The sequence below is a fragment of the Leclercia sp. UBA5076 genome, assembly GCF_002416465.1.
In the GTDB taxonomy this organism is placed as follows: domain Bacteria; phylum Pseudomonadota; class Gammaproteobacteria; order Enterobacterales; family Enterobacteriaceae; genus Enterobacter.
Map to the genome: position 1 here is coordinate 241,123 of NZ_DIAO01000001.1, position 21,504 is coordinate 262,626.

General features: G+C 59.9%; 13 protein-coding genes. 4 read left to right on the top strand and 9 right to left on the bottom strand.

Translation table 11 applies throughout. From position 1 onward, the window contains the following. Window positions 1–6 precede the first annotated feature (6 nt). The 7 genes from baeR to yegD all read right to left on the bottom strand — a co-directional run bounded on the left by baeR (window position 7) and on the right by yegD (window position 12,608). Window positions 7–732, bottom strand: a complete 726-nt coding sequence (baeR, locus tag B3X29_RS01075; protein WP_103180239.1) for a two-component system response regulator BaeR — start codon at window positions 730–732, stop codon at window positions 7–9. Then, window positions 729–2,132 carry a two-component system sensor histidine kinase BaeS gene (gene baeS, locus B3X29_RS01080; protein WP_103180238.1) on the bottom strand — a complete coding sequence of 468 codons (1,404 nt, stop codon included), beginning with the start codon at window positions 2,130–2,132 and terminating at the stop codon, window positions 729–731. The genes baeR and baeS overlap by 4 nt, the downstream gene beginning before the upstream one ends. After that, window positions 2,129–3,544, bottom strand: a complete 1,416-nt coding sequence (locus B3X29_RS01085) for an MFS transporter (RefSeq protein ID WP_159339570.1) — start codon at window positions 3,542–3,544, stop codon at window positions 2,129–2,131. The genes baeS and B3X29_RS01085 overlap by 4 nt, the downstream gene beginning before the upstream one ends. Next, entirely contained in the window at window positions 3,544–6,621 is a 3,078-nt protein-coding gene (gene mdtC, locus B3X29_RS01090; RefSeq protein ID WP_103180236.1) for a multidrug efflux RND transporter permease subunit MdtC, read from the bottom strand. The genes B3X29_RS01085 and mdtC overlap by 1 nt, the downstream gene beginning before the upstream one ends. Continuing rightward, the gene (locus tag B3X29_RS01095) at window positions 6,622–9,747 is read right to left on the bottom strand and encodes an MdtB/MuxB family multidrug efflux RND transporter permease subunit (protein WP_159339569.1); all 3,126 of its coding nucleotides are present in this window, start codon (window positions 9,745–9,747) and stop codon (window positions 6,622–6,624) included. It abuts the gene before it with no gap. Continuing rightward, the gene (locus tag B3X29_RS01100; protein ID WP_103180234.1) at window positions 9,747–10,979 is read right to left on the bottom strand and encodes an MdtA/MuxA family multidrug efflux RND transporter periplasmic adaptor subunit; all 1,233 of its coding nucleotides are present in this window, start codon (window positions 10,977–10,979) and stop codon (window positions 9,747–9,749) included. Before B3X29_RS01100 ends, B3X29_RS01095 begins: the two co-directional genes overlap by 1 nt. A 276-nt stretch (window positions 10,980–11,255) precedes the next feature. Continuing rightward, window positions 11,256–12,608, bottom strand: coding sequence for a molecular chaperone (gene yegD, locus B3X29_RS01105; protein WP_103180233.1), 1,353 nt, complete (start codon window positions 12,606–12,608; stop codon window positions 11,256–11,258). Between the two features lie 133 nt (window positions 12,609–12,741). On the opposite strand from yegD, the gene alkA reads away from it, so the two are divergent. After that, a complete protein-coding gene (gene alkA / locus B3X29_RS01110) occupies window positions 12,742–13,608 on the top strand; it encodes a DNA-3-methyladenine glycosylase 2 (protein WP_159339568.1) in 867 nt (288 codons plus the stop codon). On the opposite strand, the gene B3X29_RS01115 is transcribed toward alkA, so the two are convergent. Next, the gene (locus tag B3X29_RS01115; protein WP_159339567.1) at window positions 13,576–16,905 is read right to left on the bottom strand and encodes a diguanylate cyclase; all 3,330 of its coding nucleotides are present in this window, start codon (window positions 16,903–16,905) and stop codon (window positions 13,576–13,578) included. The genes alkA and B3X29_RS01115 overlap by 33 nt on opposite strands. A gap of 343 nt (window positions 16,906–17,248) precedes the next feature. Here B3X29_RS01115 and udk point away from each other — a divergent pair, with 343 nt between their 5' ends. The 3 genes from udk (at window position 17,249) to asmA (ending at window position 20,442) form a co-directional block, all read left to right on the top strand. After that, window positions 17,249–17,890, top strand: a complete 642-nt coding sequence (udk, locus tag B3X29_RS01120) for a uridine kinase (protein ID WP_032612454.1) — start codon at window positions 17,249–17,251, stop codon at window positions 17,888–17,890. An 89-nt stretch (window positions 17,891–17,979) separates the two neighbouring features. Then, entirely contained in the window at window positions 17,980–18,561 is a 582-nt protein-coding gene (gene dcd, locus B3X29_RS01125) for a dCTP deaminase (RefSeq protein ID WP_103180230.1), read from the top strand. 27 nt (window positions 18,562–18,588) lie between these two features. Continuing rightward, window positions 18,589–20,442 (top strand): outer membrane assembly protein AsmA, encoded by a 1,854-nt coding sequence (asmA, locus tag B3X29_RS01130; protein WP_159339566.1) that lies wholly within the window; start codon window positions 18,589–18,591, stop codon window positions 20,440–20,442. A gap of 39 nt (window positions 20,443–20,481) precedes the next feature. Here asmA and B3X29_RS01135 read toward each other — a convergent pair. Next, a partial coding sequence (locus B3X29_RS01135; RefSeq protein ID WP_290503211.1) for a hemolysin family protein occupies window positions 20,482–21,504 on the bottom strand: 1,023 nt, incomplete at its 5' end.

Genomic DNA, 21,504 nt, shown 5'->3' on the forward strand with positions numbered 1-21,504 from the left:
CTCTTATCACCCGCCAATCCGGCACGCATCCGCTTCCCAGCGATACCCCACGCCATACACTGCGCGAATAAACGACTGGTCGGCATCCAGCGCTTCAAGCTTGCGGCGCAGATTTTTGATATGGCTGTCGATGGTGCGGTCCGTCACCACCCGGTAATCGTCATACAGGTGGTTCAGCAGCTGCTCGCGGGAGAATACCTTCCCCGGCTCATGGGAGAGGGTTTTCAGCAGACGAAATTCCGCCGGGGTGAGATCCAGTAACTTACTGCGCCAGCTTGCCTGAAAACGACCTTCATCAATGATGAGTGGGCTTTCGGCATCCAGCACCTGCAACTCACGCTGCGGTTTACAGCGGCGCAGAATGGTTTTCACCCGGGCCACCACTTCGCGCGGGCTGTAGGGTTTGCAGATGTAATCGTCGGCACCGATCTCAAGACCTAACAGGCGGTCAATCTCTTCAATTTTGGCGGTGACCATCACAATCGGCACTTCAGAGAAGCGGCGGATTTCGCGGCACAGGGTCAGGCCGTCGGTGCCCGGCAGCATCAGGTCAAGCAGGATCAGATCCGGCGGGGTCTGGCGTACATATGGCAGGACCTGATCGCCGTGGCTGATAAGCGACGGGGCGTAGCTCGCCGCCCGCAGATAGTCGATTAATAACTGCCCAAGCTTAGGCTCGTCCTCCACAATCAGAATGCGGGGTGTGTTTTCGTCAATGGGTAACTCAGTCATGCTTCTCTCGATAAATCGCGTTCCAGCGGTAGCTCTACTGTAATGCTAACCCCGCCAAAAGGCGAATGGGCGGCGCGGAGGGTGCCGCCGTGGGCTTCAACGATGTTGACGCAGATCGCCAGTCCCAGGCCGGAGCCGCCGCTGGCACGATTGCGGGAGCCTTCGGTGCGGTAAAAACGCTCAAACAGCTTGTTGAGCTGGTCGTCCGTGACGCCAGGGGCGGTATCAGCGAAGGTCAGCGTAAAGCGCTGCTCTTCGCACTTGCCGGCGATCCGCAGCGCGCCGCCCGCGTCGGTATAGCGCAGGCTGTTTTCCAGCAGGTTGTTAAACAGCTGCATCAGCCGGTCGCGATCGCCAAACACTACGGCGTTTTCCGGTAGCGAGAGCTCAATGCGCAGGTCGCGGCTGGCAAAGCGTTCCCGGAAGGCGCCGCTGGCGACTTCCAGAATGTTGATCACATCCACCGGCGCTTTCTGGTAGGCCAGCGCCCCTTCGTCGGACATCGACAGCTGATGCAGATCCTCTACCAGTTTAGTGAGGGTGCCCACTTCCGCCTGTAAAGAGGCGACCGATTCCGGGGTGAACTTACGCACGCCATCCTGGATCGCCTCCAGTTCGCCGCGCAGCACCGCCAGCGGGGTGCGTAGCTCGTGGGAAATATCCGCCATAAAATCCCGGCGCATCTGCTGGTTTTTCTCCAGGGTACTGGCGAGCTGGTTAAAGTCCTGCGCCAGCTTGCCCAGTTCGTCCTGGCTGCGGGTATCGACGCGGGTGGAAAAATTCCCCGCAGCCAGCTGGTGGGTGCCGTCCACCAGCCGTTTGACCGGGGCCAGCAGGCCGCGCGCCAGCGGAAAGGTCGCCAGCGCCGCCAGCAGGGTGGAGAGCGCCACTATCAGCCAGCTGGTCTGGCGCTGCTGTCGATCAAAATTGATGTCGGTATTGCGCGTCAGCCGTTCGACCGGGGAGGCGATCACCCAGCCCACGGCCGCGCCGTTGACGGTGATGGCCCGCTTCGTGCCGTCCGGCGGTACCGGAGCCCGCGGGCCGACCAGCACACGCATCTCCTGGTCGATCACCCAGAACTGGGTGCGCCAGCCGTGGGGCGGCATGCCGGGTCCGGGACGATCGCTGTCGGTATCGTGCTCCAGCGAGCGCAGGATTTGAAAGACAAAGCGGTCATTGTTGCGTAAAAAGCGCCAGTTGCCGTGGAGAGCGTACTGCTCGGCCAGGGCATCGCTCAGGCCCTGCAGACGCTGCTCGTTACCGTGTTTGATGTAGTCAATAAAGCCGCGCTCAAAGCTGACCCGCACCGCCCAGTGCATGGTGATCAGCAGGACCATACAGGTGGCGAAAATGGCCAGAAACAGCTTGCCGGTGATACCCGGTCGCCAGAACTTCATCTTTCACTCCTTTTGCGCCGCCTGATGACGACATTCTTGCTGGTATCATCCGGAACCCGGGCGAAAATAAAGGCTGGCAGGGCGATAATCAGCGCCATGCTCAGGTAGGTGTAGAGGAATACCTGATGGACGACGGCACTGTCGGCGGTGAGCTGATGCTGCCCGTACAAGCCCAGCAGCAGCCCGGCAATCGTCACGCCCACGCTCATCGACAGCTGCATGATCATCGACAGCAGGCTGTTGCCGCTGCTCGCCTGCTCATCGGGCAGATCTTTCAGCGTCAGGGTATTCATGGAGGAGAAGCGGATGGAGTTGATCATTCCCTGGCAGAACAGCACCAGCGGCAGAACGTAGTACCAGCCCAGCAGCGCAACGCCCATAAACAGCAGGCTCACCAGCGCCAGCCCCAGGGTGGAAGCGACCAGCACCCGGCGATAACCGAAGTAGTTCACTACCTGCACGACAATGCGCTTCATCCCCATGCTGCCGAGCACCATCGGGATCATCATCAGCCCGGCGTGAAACGGCGAAAAGCCGAGGCCAATCTGCAAAAAGACCGGGGTCATAAACGGCAGCATGCCGCTGCCGATGCGTCCGGCCAGGCTGCCGAGCAGCCCCAGCCGGTAGGTGGTGTTCTGAAACAGCGTCAGGCTGAATAACGCCCGGTCATTGCCCCGGGCGTGCCACAGATACCAGAGAATCGACACCACGCCGATGGCCACCAGTCCGGCGAGGGCCAGGGCGGAGATCCCGAGCCCCTTTTGCCCATCCAGCGCCAGGGTCAGGGTCGCCATCCCCGCCGCCAGCAGGAAAAAGCCTCCCAGATCGAAACGCCGGGTCTGCATTTTGTAGTTCGGCATCAACATCAGGGTGGCAATCGCCCCGATAATCCCCACCGGCAGGTTAATCAGGAAGATCCAGTGCCAGGAGGCGTACTCCACCAGAACACCGCCCAGCGCCGGGCCCAGCAGCGGCCCCACCTGGCCGGGGAGGGTCACGAAGGTCATCGCCGCCATGTACTGCTCGCGCGGGACGATCTTCATCACCGTCAGCCTGCCTACCGGCACCATCATCGCGCCGCCGACGCCCTGCAACACCCGGGCCATCACCAGCTCGTTGAGCGTCTCCGCCCGGGCGCAGAACAGGGAGCCTGCGGTAAAAAGCACGATGGCGGTAAAGAAGATATTGCGCACCCCCACTTTGTCCGCCAGCCAGCCGCTGGCGGGGAGCATCACCGCCACCGTCAGCACATAGGCGACAATCACCATATGCATATGCAGCGGGCTCTCCCCAAGGCTTTTCGCCATTGAGGGGAGGGCGGTGTTGACGATAGTCGTATCCAGCGACTGCATAAAGAAGCCGAAGGCGACAATCCACAGCTGCCAGCGAACGTTCGCGGGGAGATCCGTCATTAGCCTGTTACCGTCTCTTTCTGTTTACGTGAAAAACGCACCCGTAAGCGATCAAAGAACAGATAGACCACCGGGGTGGTATAGAGCGTCAGCAGCTGGCTCATCACCAGCCCGCCAACAATGGTGATCCCGAGCGGCTGGCGCAGCTCCGCGCCATCCCCGCTGGAAATTACCAGCGGCAGAGCGCCGAACAGCGCCGCCAGGGTGGTCATCATAATCGGGCGAAAACGCAGCAGACAGGCCTGGAAGATCGCCTCCTGCGGCGTCATGTTGCCGTTGCGCTGTGCCTCCAGGGCAAAGTCGACCATCATGATGGCGTTTTTCTTCACGATGCCGATTAACAGCATAATACCGATCAACGCGATCAGGCTGAACGGGGCGCCAAACAGCTCCAGTGCCAGCAAGGCGCCCACGCCCGCCGAGGGCAGGGTGGAGAGGATCGTCAGCGGATGAATATAGCTCTCATACAGCACCCCAAGCACGATATAGACCGTGGCGATCGCCGCCAGAATCAGGATCACCTGTGAGTTCATGGTCTCCTGGAACACCTGGGCGGTACCGGCAAAGCTGCCACGCACGGTGGACGGTACCCCAAGCTGGGTCATGGCGCGGTTGATGGCGTCGCTCGCTTCCGAGAGGGATTTCCCGGTCGGCAGGTTAAACGACACGGTCGAGGCCGCCGACAGCCCCTGATGGTTGACCGACAGCGGCGCATTAGCGGGCTGCCAGCGGGCGAAATAGGAGAGCGGGATCGCCTTACCGTCGTTATTAATCACAAACATCTTATCCAGAGCGCTGATATCCTGCGTATAGCGGGGATCGACCTCCATCACCACCTTGTACTGGTTCATCGGCTGATAGATGGTGGAGATCTGCCGCTGGCCAAAGGCGTTGTTCAGCAGGCTGTTGGCGGCGCTGACGTCAATCCCCAGCCGCGACATGGTTTCGCGATCGTAGGTCAGGGCCATCTCCGCGCCGTTGTCCTGCTGGTCGGAGTTAACGTCCGCCAGCTCCGGCAGCGCTGCCAGCGCTTTGCGGATCTTCGGCTCCCACTCTCTGAGGGCGGCAAGATCGTCTGACAGCAGGGTGTACTGGTAGCTGGCATTCGACTGGCGCCCGCCCACGCGGATATCCTGCACCGCCACCAGGAACATATTTGCTCCCGGCTCTTTCGAAAGCGCGCCCCTGAGGCGGTCGATCACCTGCTGCGCAGTTTCGTTACGCTCGTCACGGGGCTTGAGGGTGATAAACATCATCCCGCTGTTGACCCGTGAGCCGCCGGTAAAGCCGGTGACGTTATCCACGGCTTTGTCTTCGCGGATGATCTTCATGAAATCCTGCAATTTGCCGCGCATCGCCTGGAAGGAGATGCTCTGGTCGGCCTGAATTCCCCCCATCAGCACCCCCGTGTCCTGCTCCGGGAAGAAAGTTTTTGGAATGGTGATATACATCCAGACATTGAGGGCGATAGTGCCGATCAGCACCAGCCCGACGATCCGGGTGTGGTTCAGCACCCACTTCAGCGATTTACCGTAGCCTGACTGCAACGCCATCAGCATCCGGCCAAAGCCCCGTTTGCGCGGCTGCGACGTCGGCGGGCTGCGTTTCAGCATCCAGCCGCACATCATCGGCGTGAGCGTCAGCGACACCAGCAGCGATATACCGATCGCCACCGACAGCGTGACCGCAAACTCACGCAGCAGACGCCCCGGCAGTCCGTCCATCAGCAGCAGGGGCAGGAACACCGCCACCAGGGAGAGACTCATGGAGAGCACCGTAAAGCCCACCTCACGCGAGCCTTGCAACGCCGCCTGCAGCGGTTTCATCCCCGCTTCGAGGTGGCGGGAGATGTTCTCCAGCACCACGATGGCGTCATCCACCACAAAGCCGGTGGCGATGGTCAGGGCCATCAGAGACAAATTGTTGAGGCTAAAGCCGCACAGGTACATGGCGGCGAAGGTGCCAATCAGCGACACCGGGACCGCCACCGCCGGGATCAGCGTCGCGCGCCCGGAGCGCAGGAAGAGAAATACCACCAGGATCACCAGCGCCACCGAGATAATCAGCGTTTGCTCTACCTCTTCGAGCGAGGCGCGAATGGTGGGGGAGCGATCCTGGGCAATCTGCAGATCGATGGCCGCCGGAATGGTCTCCTGCAGCTCCGGCAGACGGGCGCGGATGCTGTTCACCGTCTCAATAATGTTGGCTTCCGGCAGTTTGCGGATCATCAGCAAAATGGCGGGCTTAGCGTTGGTCATCCCGGCGTTGCGCACGTCCTGCACCGAGTCGGTGACGCTTGCCACGTCGCTTAAGCGCACCGCCGCGCCGTTATTGTAGTGGATGATTAAGGGCTGATATTCCTCCGCGGTCTTCAGCTCGTCGTTGGTCTGGATCTGCCAGCGGCGGCTGCCATCCTCCACCGACCCTTGCGGCCTGCGCACGTTGGCGTTGCTGATGGCGCTGCGCACGTCGTCCAGCGAGACGCCCTGGTTAAAGAGCGCCTGCGGGTTCAGCCCCACGCGCACCGCGGGCAGGGAGCTGCCGCCGACGTCCACATCGCCCACGCCCTCGATCTGGGCGATGGTCTGCGCCAGCTGGGTGGAGGCGAAGTCGTACAGCTGCCCCTGGGAGTAGGTGTCCGAGGTGAGCGTCAGGATCATAATCGGCGCATCGGACGGATTGGCTTTGCGGTAGGTCGGACGGCTCGGCATGCCGCTCGGGAGCAGGCTTTGCGCGGCGTTGATCGCCGCCTGCACGTCGCGCGCCGCGCCGTTGATGTCGCGGTTAAAGTTAAACTCCAGAATGATGCGCGTACTGCCGAGGGAGCTGCTGGAGGTCATCTCGTTGACCCCGGCGATGCGCCCGAGCGAGCGCTCCAGCGGCGTTGCCACCGACGAGGCCATCGTTTCCGGGGAGGCGCCGGGGAGCGAGGCGCTGACCATGATCACCGGGAAATCCACCTGCGGCAGCGGGGCCACCGGCAGCAGCCGGAAGCCGAGCACGCCGCAGAGGGTGATGGCGAGGGAGATTAAAATCGTCGCCACCGGGCGGTAAATGAAGAGGGCGAAAAACTTCACTTACGCCTCCTCTTCTTCACGTTTCGGGAAGCGGCTTTTGCTCCACAGGGCCAGGCGGTCAAAGAGCAGGTAGATCACCGGCGTGGTAAACAGGGTTAATACCTGGCTCACCAGCAGCCCGCCCACCATGCCAATCCCCAACGGACGGCGCAGTTCGGCCCCGACCCCGGTACTGAGCATCAGCGGCAGGGCGCCGAGCAGCGCCGCGAGAGTGGTCATCAGGATCGGACGGAAACGCAGCAGACAGGCCTGATAGATCGCCTCCCGCGGCGGCATGCCCTGCTCGCGCTCGGCGGCGAGGGCAAAGTCGATCATCATGATGGCGTTCTTCTTGACGATGCCGATCAGCAGGATAATGCCGATGATGGCAATCACATCCAGCTCGTTGCCCGCCAGCATCAGCGCCAGCAACGCACCCACACCCGCGGTGGGCAGGGTCGAGAGGATGGTGATGGGATGAATAAAGCTCTCATAGAGCACCCCCAGCACGATGTACATCGCCACTACCGCGGCCACGATCAGCCAGATGGTGCTCCCGAGCGCCGCCTGGAACGCCAGCGTACTGCCCTGGAAGTGGGTCTGGATATCGGTCGGGAAGCTGAGACGTTTTTCCGTATCGGTAATGGCCTGAATCGCTTCGCCCAGCGAGTAGTCGTCCGGCACGTTAAACGAGATGGTGGTGGAGGGGAACTGATCCACATGGTTCACCGCCAGCGGCGTAAAGCGCTCTTCCACTTTGGCAATTGCATTCAGGGGCACAATCCCGCCATCTTTGCTGGTCAGGCGCACCGAATCCAGTCCTGCCAGCCCCGGCGTCTGCCGGGTATCGTGCTCCAGCACCACCCGGTACTGGTTAGCCTGGGTATAGATGGTGGAGATCAGGCGCTGGCCGAAGGCGTTGTACAGGGCGTTATCCACATCCGCCATGCTAATGCCCAGCCGGCTGGCGCTGTCGCGATCGACGTTGATATAGGCCGCCAGGCCTTTGTCCTGCCAGTCGCTGCTGACGTCCGAGAGCTGCGGCAGCTGCTGGAGCTCATCCACCAGCTGCGGCACCCAGGTGCTGAGCGCGTCGAGGCTGGTGGCCTGCAACGTAAACTGATACTGAGTGCGGCTCACCGTGGTGTCGATGGTCAGATCCTGCGTCGGCTGCAGGTAGAGTTCCACGCCAGGCACCTTCGCCACTGCATTTTGCAGTCGGTCGATCACCGTGTTCACCCGGTCATCACGATCGTCCAGCGGCTTGAGGTTGATTTGCAGGCGAGCGCTGTTGAGGGACGGGTTAGTGCCATCAACGCCGACAAAAGCGGTCAGGCTCTCTACCGCCGGATCTTTCATGATCGCCTCAGAGACCGCCTGCTGGCGCTGGGCCATGCTGGCGAACGACACCGACTGCGGGGCCTGCAACGTGCCCTGAATGATGCCGTTATCCTGGATCGGGAAGAAGCCTTTCGGGATCATCACCCACAGCAGCACGCTCAGGGCCAGGGTACCGAGCGCCACGCCGAGGGTCGCCCACGGATGGTTCAGCACTTTGGCCAGCAGGCGTCCGTAAGCGGCAATAATCCGCTCGAACATCCGCTCCGAGGCGCGGGAGAAACGGTTCTGCTTGCGCAGAGATTCATGGCTCAGCATGCGGGCGCACATCATCGGCGTCAGGGTGAGCGACACCACCGCTGAGATTAAAATCGCCACCGCCAGGGTCACCGCAAACTCCCGGAACAGACGCCCGACGATATCGCCCATAAACAGCAGCGGGATCAGCACCGCAATTAACGAGAAGGTGAGGGAGATAATGGTGAAGCCGATCTCACCGGCCCCCTTCAACGCCGCCGCCAGCGGTTTCTCGCCTTTTTCGATATAGCGGGAGATGTTCTCGATTACCACGATAGCGTCATCCACCACAAAGCCGGTGGCGATGGTCAGGGCCATCAGCGTCAGGTTATTGATCGAGAAGTCGAGGAACACCATAACGGCGAAAGTGCCCACCAGTGACAGGGGCACCGCCACCGCCGGAATAATGGTCGCCGGAACGTTGCGCAGGAACAGGTAGATGATCATTACCACCAGCGCAATCGCCAGCATCAGTTCAAACTGGGTATCGCTCACCGACGCGCGAATGTTGGTGGTGCGATCCGACAGCACCTTAACGCTCACCGATTTTGGCAGACTATCGATAAGGGTGGGCAGCATCGCACGAATGCTGTCGGCGGTATCGATGATGTTAGCCCCCGGCTGGCGCTGGACGTTCATCACAATCGCCTGCTGTTTGTTGGCCCACGCCCCGAGCCAGCTGTTTTCTGCCCCCTGCTCGACGGTCGCCACGTCGCCAAGCCGGATCGCCGCCCCGTTCTGGTAGGCGACAATCAGCTGACGATACTCATCCGCGGACTGCATTTGGTCGTTAGCGGAGAGGGTCACCGCCCGGGTCGGACCATCGAGCGAGCCTTTCGCCGAGTTAACGTTGGCGTTAGTGATGGCGGTGCGGATGGTTTCGCTGGTCAACCCCAGGGAGGCGATCGCCTGGGCGTTGAGCTTCACGCGAACCGCCGGACGCTGGCCGCCGGAGAGGGTCACCAGCCCGACGCCGGAGACCTGGGAGATCTTCTGCGCCACGCGGGTTTCCACCATATCTTCCACCTGGGTCATCGGCATGGCAGAGGAGGTGACGGCGAGGGTCATGATCGGCGGATCCGCCGGGTTCACCTTGCTGTAGACCGGCGGGTTAGGCAGGTCGGACGGCAGCAGGTTGGTGGCAGCGTTGATAGCGGCCTGCACCTCCTGCTCGGCGACATCCAGCGACAGGCTGAGCTGGAACTGTAACGTCACCACCGACGCGCCGCCGGAGCTTTGCGACGACATCTGCTTCAGGCCCGACATCTGCCCAAACTGGCGCTCCAGCGGGGCGGTGATGGCGGAAGTGACGACATCCGGGCTGGCGCCGGGGTAGAGCGTCACCACCTGAATGGTGGGGTAATCCACTTCCGGCAGGGCAGAGACCGGCAGGAAGCGGTAGCCAATGATCCCCGCCAGCAGGATCGCCACCATCAGCAGGGTGGTGGCGACAGGGCGGAGGATAAACAGACGCGACGGCCCGCCTGTAGCGCTCGGGGGCATCACCTGCATCAGGCGTTCTCTCCCTGTTTTTTAGCTTCGCGTTTGCCAGGATCGGCAGGGGTGTCGGCGTGGGATTCTACGACCTCCACTTTTGCCCCTTCGGTCAGACGGTCGATGCCGTCGGTCACCACGCGGTCGCCTGCCGACAGCCCGGCGGCAATGACCACGCTCTGGCTGTCCTGAATGCCCGGTTTCACCAGGTGCTTGCTGACCTTGTTGTCACTGTTCAGCACCCAGACGAAGTTGCCTTCGTTACCCATCTGCAACGCTGCCGTTGGGATCACCACCGCATTCTCTTCGGTAGCGACCAGCATGCGGGCGTTAACAAACTGGTTCGGGAACAGGGCGTCGTCCTGATTGTTAAACCGTGCTTTCAGCTTGATGGTGCCGGTGGTGGTGTCGATCTGGTTATCGAGGCTCAGCAGAGTGCCGTCGCTGAGCTTCTGCTTGTTGGCGCGATCCCAGGCCTCCACGGTTAAGCTTTTACCGGCTTTCTGCGCCTGGATAATGGTGGTGATATCGCTCTCCGGCAGGGTAAACACCAGATCGATAGGGTGGGTCTGGGTGAGCACCACGATCCCGGTGGTATCGCCGCTGGAGATCTGGTTGCCGATATCCACCTGTTTTAATCCCACGCGTCCGTCGATAGGGGCGGTGATGCGGCTCCAGTCGAGCTGGAGCTGCGCGCTGGCGACAGCGGCCTGGTCTGCCTTAATGGTCCCCATGCTTTCGCTCACCAGCGCCTGCTGGGCGTCGAGCTCCTGGCGGGAGACGAGGTTGGTTTTCACCAGCTGCTGATAACGGGCCAGATCCCGGCGGGCATTAGCAAGGGTGGCCTGATCTTTAGCCAGCTGTCCCTGGGCCTGGGCCAGCGCAACCTTGAACTGGCTGGGATCGACTTCGGCCAGCAGATCGCCAGCCTTCACCTGTTGTCCTTCCTGGAAGTGCAGGGCGATAAGTTGCCCGTCGACGCGGCTGCGCACGGTGACGGTGTTGGCGGCGGTAATGGTGCCGAGCCCGGAGAGATAACGCGGCACGGATTTACTGACTGCGGTGGCGGCCTGAACCGGCGCGAGAGCGCCGCCGCGCATGCCGTGACGTCCACCGCCTGCCGGGCGCTGCGCCTGGCTGGATGCACCGGCAGGAGCCGAAGCGTGTTGATGCCAGTACCACGCGGCGGCAAGGGCCACCACAATGATGCCAGCGGCGATTACCCAGCGGGATTTATTGCGGCCTTTCATCGTTATATGTTCTCGTCCTGAAACAGTGCGGAAAATAATACTAGTTTAGTGAGGCAATTGAGCGGAAAAATGGAGGAAATATGAAAGACTGTCGGGAATTGTCCGAATGGCGCGGGGCAAGGCCGGTGCGGACTGCATGCCGGGTGGTGGCTGCGCCTTACCCGGCCTACGGGTTGGATGCGGTCTGCGTGCCGGGTGGTGGCTGCGCCTTACCCGGCCTACGGGTTGGATGCGGTCTGCGTGCCGGGTAAGGCGTAGCCGCCCGGCATTTCCAGCCTAGCTGAAGACCACCTGCGCCCAGCGCGCCAGCCCGGCGGTGACAGAGCCAAAATCATCACCCCCGGCAATCGGGATGCCCGGCAACTGCTGCGCCAGGGCTTTTTTGATCAGCGGCGAACGGGCGCTGCCGCCGGTCAGGTAGATCACGTCCGGCTTCTCATTGCCGTTATCCAGCGCCAACTGCACCTGCTCGAGGATGCGCTGTAACGGATGCGCCAGCGCCGCCTCCAGCCCCTGCTGGCTGATGGCCGTCGCCAACTCATCGCTGATGAACGGCAGCGTTACGGCGTGTTCTGCGGCCTCGGAGAGGGCAATTTTGCTCTCTTCCGCGCTGCGTACCACCCGGTAGCTCAGACGTTGACGCCACACTTTATGCAACAGCGCCACTTTGTCGCCATCCTGAGCGTCGCGGATCAGATCGTTAAGAAAACGGCCATTGGCGACACTGTAGAATTCGCTTTGCGCCGGCACATCGTTGATCGCCACGGCGTTCCACCACGGCAGGATCGGAAGCGCGGTGCCTTTTTCTGTCTGCCCGCCCATGCCGAGCAGCGGCATCAGGCTCTTAAAGGCCAGGGCGATGTCCAGGTCATTACCGCCAATACGACAGCCGCTGTGCCCCAGCAGGCTGTTCTCGCGATCCCGGCGCTGATGCCACTGCGGGCCCATCAGCAGCAGCGAGCAGTCGGTGGTTCCGCCGCCGATATCCACGACAAGTACCCGTTTTTCGCTCTCAAGCGTCGCCTCAAAATCGAGACCGGCAGCGACTGGCTCATACTGGAATACCACATCGCGGAAACCGGCACGCTGCGCGGCGCGTTCCAGAATCCCCTGCGCCTGCTGATTCGCGTCATCGCCGCCCAGCCCCTGGAAGTTAATCGGCCGGCCAATCACCGCCTGGGTGATCGTATCCGTCAGCTGAGTCTGGGCCTGCTGGCGAATATGCAGCATCATGGCGCAGACCAGATCTTCAAACAGCGCCACCTGCTGCGGCTTCAGGCCGCTGGCGCCGAGGAAAGATTTTGGCGACTTCACAAAGTAGACCTCTTCCGGATCCTCAATGTAGTGACCCAGGGAAGAGAGTCCAAACTGTACGCTGGCCGGGGTGACGTCGATATCTTCTTCGCGGTTAAAGCTCACAGCCCGACGCAGCAGCGCCTGGGTTTCCGTGCCGGTAGCCGGTACCTGATGATGGCGGTACAGCCACTCGCTCACCGCCTCGCGGGTCGGCGCGCAGAGCATCGACGGCAACAGCGTGCTGTTATTTTCCATTTTCAGCAGCTGCGGCTGCCCGTTTTGCATCACCGCAACTGAACAGTTGGCGGTGCCATAGTCAAATCCGATAAACACTTCAGCGTCCCCATGCCATTGAGAAGGGGCGAGACTGTAGCGAAATGTCTGGCTGGCGACAACAGGAATATGAAAGCAAGGCGCAGGTGGCAATCTCCGTTTATGCTGTGACAGGACAAAATAAGGAGCGACGATGTTTACCCTCACCTGGCAGCCGCCCTATGACTGGCAATGGATGTTGAAATTTCTCGGCGATCGCGCGGTCGCCGGGATTGAAACCGTGACCCCCACCGACTACACCCGCAGCTTTGCCTGCCAGGGACACCGGGGGCTGATCCGCGTTACGCCACAGCCCGGGGGCACGCTGGAAGTAGTGCTCAGCGAGGGCCTGCTGCCCATCGCTGAACTGTGCCTGGCACGGCTTACCCGCCTGTTCGATTTGCACTGCGATCCGCAGCAGATCGCTCAGGCGCTGGGCTCGCTCGGCGCCGCGCGGCCTGGCCTGCGCCTGCCGGGCTCGATGGATACCTGGGAGCAGGGCGTGCGCGCCATCCTCGGGCAGCTGGTCAGCGTGGCCATGGCCGCGAAACTCACTGCGAAGCTGGTGGCGCTATGTGGTGACCCCCTGCCGGAGGCGCCGGGCTATTGCTGTTTCCCGACGCCTGCCGCGGTAGCACAAACCGATCCGCTGGCACTGAAAGCGCTGGGCATGCCGCTGAAACGCGCAGAGTCGCTGATCCATCTGGCCCGGTCGGTCATGGCAGGGGATTTCCCGACAGAGACCCCGGCCGATATTGAAAGCGCGATTAAAGGGTTACAGACCCGGCCCGGAATTGGCCGCTGGACGGCAAACTACTTTGCCCTGCGCGGCTGGCAGGCAAAAGATGTCTTTCTGGCGGACGATTATCTGATTAAGCAGCGCTTTGCCGGCATGACGCCGGCGCAAATCCGCCGCTATGCTGAACGCTGGCAGCCGTGGCGCTCGTACGCCCTGCTGCATATCTGGTATACCGACGGCTGGTCGCCGTCAGTTGATGCCGAAATAGCTGGTATTCAGTAGCAGCTCCAGCGGCTGCGGCTCGCCAATGGTATTGCCGTAGATATAGTCGATGCCAATGCCGGAGAGGGTATCCATCATGATCGGTTGATTGCTCGGCCCGGCGATTGTTTTGATGCCCAGCCGCTGGGCGTGGCCCTGGATAATGGTCACCAGCATCTCATCCATCAGATTTCCGTGAACGTTCGCCACCAGCTCGGGATCGAGGAGCAGATAATCGGCCATCTGCGCGCTCAGGTGGTTGAACACCTCCATATCGCGGCCCACATGGCTCAGGATGATACGGCATCCGGCTTCACGCAGCTTCTGCAGATTGTGGTGGGTATTGTCATCCTCCTGCGTCAGGACGCTGACGTTAACGATCAGATGCAGCAGTCGCGGCTGCAGCGGACAGGCGCGCAGCATCTCCAGCAGTTCATCCACCAGCGTGGCGCTGGCAAGACCGGCCATGGAGAGCGGCAGGGCGACCCCGGTGCCTTTGTTGGTCAATGGGGTGGCGAAGTTGCGGAAAAACTCCTGCAAAATACGTCTGTCCAGGGCGTGGATTAACTCCGGCTCCGCCAGCCCCGCCCGGAAAGCCTGCTCTTCGAGCATCTCGCCGTCGTTGGTCCACAGGCGCAGGGCAAGCATCCAGAAGGTGCTGCTTTCAGGGATACGCGGCGAGGCGACGCTGCGGGCAATCATCAGCAGATGATTGTCTTTGATCATGTGCCACTGCTCGTCCAGCGAGATGGTGCCCGGCGCGTTCAGCATTCGCTCCTGTTGCGGTTCATACACCGTCACCACGCCACGGCCACTGTTCTTCGACGAGTAGCAGGCGATATCGGCCTGGGACATCACCTCTGAGGCCTGGTTATTGCGCTCGTCGATCTGGGTGATCCCGGCGCTGGCCCCGATGCGGTGCAGGCGGCCCTCCCACATAAAGTGATACCCATTGATGGCGTCGATGATACGACCGGCAATATAGCGCGCGCTTTCGGTGTTGCAGTCCGGCAGCAGCAGGCCAAACTCATCCCCGCCCAGACGGGCCAGCATATCGGTAGAACGCAGCATGCTCAGCATCAGGGAGGAGAGCTCCCGCAGCAGCGCATCCCCCGCCGCGTGGCCTGCGGTGTCGTTGACCGCTTTAAAGCGGTCCAGATCGATAAACACCAGCGCGTGACGCTGGCGCGTCTCCTGCACGGTGTGCAACATCCGCTTAAGGGAAGCTTCAAAACTGACGCGGTTCGCCAGGTGGGTAAGGGCATCATGAGAAGCGTTATAGCTCAGCTCGCGCAGCATTTTACGCGATTCGGTAACGTCCTGAATAACCAGCACCGAGCCGATGTTCTGCCCGTCGAGGGTGCTTAGCGGGGTAATGCTGTAGTGAATATCGTAGCTGCCGCCGTTGCGGCTGTGCAGCACCACATCCTGTTCGATATCGCTACGGGACATATCTCCGCTGTGGATGTTCTCCATCAGCGGGCCGTTATCGCCAAAGGTGATATGCAGAACCGAGAGGATCGGCTGCGACAGCGCCTCTTCCTGCAGCCAGCCGCTCATCTTCTCCGCCACCGGGTTCATAAAGGTGACGTTCATATTGATATCGGTACAGAGCACCGCTTCGCCGATGGAGTCGAGGGTAATATGCAGGCGCTCTTTTTCCTGGAACAGCGCCTCGTTCAGCTCTTTCACCTCGGTCATATCCATATTGATACCAAGCAGGCGTTCCACTTCACCCTGCTTATTCAGCACCCGGTTCGCCAGGGCGCGAATATGGCGGATACCGTCTTTCACCCGGATACGGAACTCCAGCTTGAACGGAACGCGGGCCGCCAGCGAATCCCGTACCACCTGTTCCGCCATGGCACGATCTTCCGGCAGCATGCACTCATGCCAGAGCTGCCAGGTGGGTTTAACATGGGCAGGCACTTCATACAGCTCGAACATGCGCTTATCCCAGCTGATAACGTTGGGTTTGACGTCCCACTCCCAGATACCAATTCCGCCAGCCTCGTTGGCAAGCGTAATACGTTCCATCAGTCGCTTGTTCACCCACTCGGTATGCTTGAGGTCGTTAATATCTTCAATCTGGGCAATAAAGTAGAGCGGGGTACCATCGGCGTGACGTACCAGGGAGACCGCGAGCAGAGCCCAGACCACCTCGCCGCTACGGGTGTAGTAACGCTTTTCCAGCGAGTAGCTGTTGATTTTGCCTTGCAGCAGTTGATCCAGTTGCTCCAGATCGCTCTCTAAATCTTCCGGCCAGGTAAGTTGCTGGAAGCTAAGGGAACGCAGCTCGGACTGGGAGTAGCCGAGGAACTGACACAGCGCTTTGTTCGCCTGCAGCCACTGCCCGTCGGTGCTGACCAGCGCCATACCGATAACGGAATACTCCATCGCGTTGCGAAAACGCTCTTCGCTCTCGGTAATGTGCTTACGCTCGGCGCGAAATGCGTACATCACCATCGTCATTACGTTGGCGGGCAGCAGCATCATCAGGAAGGGCAACCATGGGGCGTTGGTCATCGCGCCAAAATTTTGCGTGGTCAGCGGAACCGGATTTTTGGCAATCATCAACGACACCATCATTACCGTCACCAGGAAGACCAGGAAGGCTTCAAGACGCGGCAGACGCACGGCGCTCCACATCAGCAGAACAATGATGGCCGTAAAGGGCCAGGGCAAAAAATGCAGAGCGATCCAGCTCAGAATCAGCGTCACTGCCATGGTCAGCAGGGTTTCAAACAGCAGGCGCGGGTTGCGATGGCGCAGCAGATAGTGCGGCTTAAACAGCAGGCCTAATGGCACCAGCGCCAGCGAGCCGACAGATTCTGACAGCACCCAGACCATAAAGGTGCGCAGCGGCTCGTCGCTTGGGACCAGCAGCCAGACCAGTACGCCGCCCAGCAGGGGCGGGATAAGCGCGCTGCCGATCGCCAGACGGATCCAGTCTCCGAGATTCTGTAAGGGGTTGTAGGCGGGGAGCAGTTTGCGCAGCAGTAAAGCACCGGCAAAGGCCTCCACAACGTTGATGCCCGTGTACCACAGGTTGACGGTGTCCCAGGAGAAGATAAGCCAGGTGGCGAAGATATTCCCGACGCTACAGGCGAGGGCGATCCCGGGCCACATCTTTCCGGCGTGGCGGTAAAACGCCACCATCATAATTGAGGTCGGGAACCATAAAGGTGCTAAAAAAGTGCCTAAACGCGTTAATTCGAGCGAGAAAAGTGTGAATATAAAGGTAACCAGTCCAAGACTGACAAGCCGTAGTAAAGGATGTGGCGTAGTGACCAAAACGCGCTGGTATTTTTTATTCATTACCGCTCTATCCGAAGACGCCATGCCGCCAGGAGTCTTCTCCAGACGAGTTCATTTTTTAATTTTGATCATGCTAGTACAAACAATTTACAATTTATATGGTATGCGCTCATAAATTGACATCACAGCATTATTAAATACTTATCCTGCAAAAAATTCATCTTTGGCGCTGGAAAAGTAGCCGAAAAAATTTGTATCAGGAGTAATCTGCACGGACTTTGAACGTGTCTCGCATAACATTTCTATTCGGCTGGTATCAGGCCGATGAAATCCCTATAATTGCCGCGTTTGACGCTCAGGCGTCGTCCTTCCTTACATCCAGGTTACTCAGGTCGCAAAATTTATGACTGATAAGTCTCATCAGTGCGTCATTATAGGCATCGCCGGCGCATCGGCTTCAGGTAAAAGTCTCATTGCCAGTACGCTTTACCGTGAATTACGTGAACAGGTCGGTGATGAGCACATCGGCGTTATTCCAGAAGACAGCTATTACAAAGATCAAAGCCATCTGTCGATGGAAGAGCGTGTCAAGACCAACTATGACCATCCCAGCGCGATGGACCACAGCTTGTTATTCCAGCATCTTCAGGCCCTGAAGAACGGCACTGCCATTGAGCTGCCCGTCTATAGCTATGTTGAACACACCCGTCTGCAGGAAACCGTGCGCATTGCGCCGAAAAAGGTCATTATCCTCGAAGGGATCCTGCTGCTCACCGACGCCCGTCTGCGCGAATCCATGAACTTCTCGATTTTTGTCGACACCCCGCTGGATATCTGCCTGATGCGCCGCATCAAACGCGACGTGAACGAACGCGGCCGCTCAATGGATTCGGTGATGGCGCAATACCAGAAAACGGTCCGCCCAATGTTCCTGCAGTTTATTGAACCGTCCAAACAGTACGCCGATATCATCGTGCCGCGCGGGGGTAAAAACCGCATCGCTATTGATATTCTGAAAGCGAAAATCAGCCAGTTTTTTGAATAACACGCGCGAATTGTGTACCGTTCAAAGATAACCGGGTTCGCCCTCCGGCTCTGGTGGCCTGAGGGCGCGCTGCACGAAAGGAGAAAGTGATGCGTCTTTGTGACCGAGATATTGAAGCCTGGCTGGACGAAGGACGTCTGAGCATTACCCCGCGCCCGCCGGTCGAGCGCATTAACGGCGTGACTGTCGATGTCCGTCTGGGGAATAAGTTTCGTACCTTTAGCGGCCATACCGCGCCCTTTATCGACCTCAGTGGGCCGAAAGATGAAGTCAGCGCCGCACTCGATCGGGTGATGAGCGACGAAATCGTGCTGGACGACGGCGAGGCGTTCTATTTACATCCGGGTGAACTGGCGCTGGCCGTCACCTTTGAATCCATCACCCTGCCTGCGGATCTGGTTGGCTGGCTCGACGGACGTTCGTCGCTGGCGCGTCTGGGGCTGATGGTACACGTGACTGCGCACCGTATCGATCCGGGCTGGTCAGGGCGTATCGTGCTGGAGTTCTTCAACGCCGGTAAACTGCCCCTGGCGCTGCGTCCGGGCATGATGATTGGCGCGTTGAGTTTCGAGCCGTTAACCGGCCCGGCGGCACGTCCTTACAACCGCCGCCAGGATGCTAAATATCGCGATCAGCAGGGTGCTGTCGCCAGTCGTATTGATAAAGATTGAGCTTAAATCCGGTCCATTGAGGAAGCCATGAGAAGAGTTCTGACAACGCTGATGATTTTGCTGGTGGTGCTGATTGCAGGCCTGTCAGCGTTGGTTCTGTTGGTCAATCCCAATGACTTTCGCACCTACATGGTGCGTCAGGTGGAGGCGCGCAGCGGCTATGTCCTGAAGCTGGATGGCCCGCTGCGCTGGCACGTCTGGCCGCAGCTTAGCATCCTTTCCGGACGCATGTCCCTCACCGCGCCGGGGGCGTCGGTGCCGATGGTGACTGCCGACAATATGCGCCTTGACGTGGCGTTAATGCCGCTGCTGTCGCATCAGTTGCAGGTCAATGAGGTGATGCTCAAAGGGGCGGTGATCCAGCTGACCCCGCAGTCTGAAGCGGTACGTAATGCCGATGCGCCGGTGGCCCCGCGTGAAAACACGCTGCCGGATAAAGCCGAGGATACCGGCTGGTCATTCGATATTGGCCGTCTGAAGGTGGCTGACAGCCTGCTGGTGTTCCAGCACGAGGGGGACGAGCAGGTCACGGTTCGCAATCTCAACCTGCAGATGGAACAGGATGAACACCACAAAGGCAAAATCGATTTTAGCGCCCGCGTGAACCGCAATCAGCGCGATCTGAACCTCGCATTTAGCGCTAACGTCAACGCCTCTGACTATCCGTATCTGCTGAGCGCCGACATTGAGCAGCTCACCTGGCAACTGACCGGCGTCGATCTGCCGGCGCAGGGCATCAGCGGGCAGGGCACCTTACAGGTTCAGTGGCGCGAGGAGCAGAAACAGCTCGCGCTCAATCAACTCAATTTGCAGGCTAATGACAGTGCCCTCACTGGGCAGGCCCGCGTGATCCTGGGTACCGACCCGCAGTGGAACATGAATCTGCAGTTCGACAGGCTTAATCTGGAAAATCTGCTCCCGGCGCAGGCGACCGCAGCGGCAAACAATCAGGCGGTACAGCAGGGGCAAAATCAGGCCAGAGCCCAGCGCCCGGTTATCGCCTCCAGTCTGGACCAGCCTGATTACAACGGTCTGCGTGGCTTCAGTGCCGATATCCAGCTCAAAGCCAACAGCGTACGCTGGCGTGGGATGGACTTCACCCAGGTCAGCAGCCAGATGAGCAACGAGAACGGGCTTCTGACCATTGCGGAACTGAGCGGTAAATTGGGGGAAGGGCAGCTCTCCTTGCCCGGTACGCTCGACGTGCGTAAAGCCACCGCCCAGACCACCTTCCAGCCGCGTCTCGATAACATTGAGATCGGCACCATCCTGAAGGCCTTTAATTATCCGATTGCGCTGACCGGCAGCCTGAACCTGGCCGGGGACTTCTCCGGCAGCAAGATTGACGCGGAAGCCTTCCGCCATAACTGGCAGGGTAAGGCACATCTGGAAATGCACAATACCCGCATGGAAGGGCTTAACTTCCAGCAGCTGGTGCAGCAGGCGGTGGAGCGCAGCAGTAACGTGAAGGTCAAAGACAACTTTGACAATGCGACCCGTCTGGACAGCTTTGTTACCGATCTGACCCTCAATAAGGGGCAGGTGACGCTGGAGGGGATGCAGGGCGAATCACCAATGTTGATGCTCGAAGGCAACGGCACGCTGGATCTGGTTAAGGAGACCGCCGACACCCGCTTCAAAGTTCGGGTGCTGGAGGGCTGGCTTGGCGAAGGTAAGCTGGTCGATTTCCTGAAAACGACGCCGATCCCGCTGAATGTCTACGGCAAATGGCAGGCGCTGAACTACACCCTGCAAGTGGATCAGCTGCTGCGTAAGCATCTCCAGGATGAAGCGAAACGTCGTCTGAGCGACTGGGCAGAGAAGAATAAAGAGTCGAAGAACGGGAAAGATGTGAAGAAGTTGCTGGATAAGCTTCAGTAGCGCTATCTCCCCTCACCCGAGAGGGTGAGGGGAACCGCATCACACCTCGTAATCCACATCATCCTCCGTGATCAGCGGGATTAGTTGTACCTTCTGCACCCGGTGGTTCTCCACCTCCAGCGTTTTCAGCGCGTAATCGCCCACCTGCACCTCTTCCCCCGGCTGGGGGATTCGCTGCAGGTTCTCCATCAGCAGCCCGGCGATGGTGTGATATTCGCGCTTATCATCCAGCGGCAACTGCACATACTGCACCAGATCTTCCAGCGGCATATGGCCGTTCGCGGTCCAGCTTCCGTCGGCGTTCTTCTGGATATCATGCCGGGCGTCGATCTCTTCCACTTCGTTTGGCAGGTTACCCGCGATGGTCTCCATCACGTCGCTAAGGGTGACAATCCCCTCCACGGAACCAAACTCATCCACCACAAAAGCAAAGTGGGTGCGCGCGTTGCGGAACTGCTCCAGGGCCTGCAGCAGCGGCAGCCCCTCCGGGAAGACCAGCGGCTGACGGATCAGCACCCGCAGGTTTAATGGCTCGCCGCGCAGTTGCTGATTGAGCAGATCAATCACATGAACCACCCCCAGCAGCTCCTCTTCCCGGTCGCTACCGGTGACCACAATGCGGGTGTGCTGGTTTTTATCCAGCAGCGCACGGATGGTCGCCTCCGGGGCATTGAGGTCGATATGCTCGATATCATGGCGCGAGGTCATGATGCTGCTGACGGAGCGCTGGTTCAGGTGGAGCACCCGCTCAATCATCCGCCGCTCCTGAGGGGCGAAGATCGGGCTGTTGTCATGGTCGGCGAGCAGGGAGGCGGACTGCGCATCCAGCTCGGCATCCTCCTTTTTACCGCTCAGCAGACGAATCACCGTCTCGGCGGTACGCTGGCGCAGCGTCTGATTGGCGGAGAGAAAGCGACGGCGGTTGAAAATCGCCAGCTGGTTCAGCGCCTCGATAATCACCGAGAAGCCGATCGCGGCGTAGAGATACCCCTTCGGAATATGGAAACCAAAACCGTCCGCCACGAGACTAAAGCCAATCATCAGCAGGAAGCTCAGGCAGAG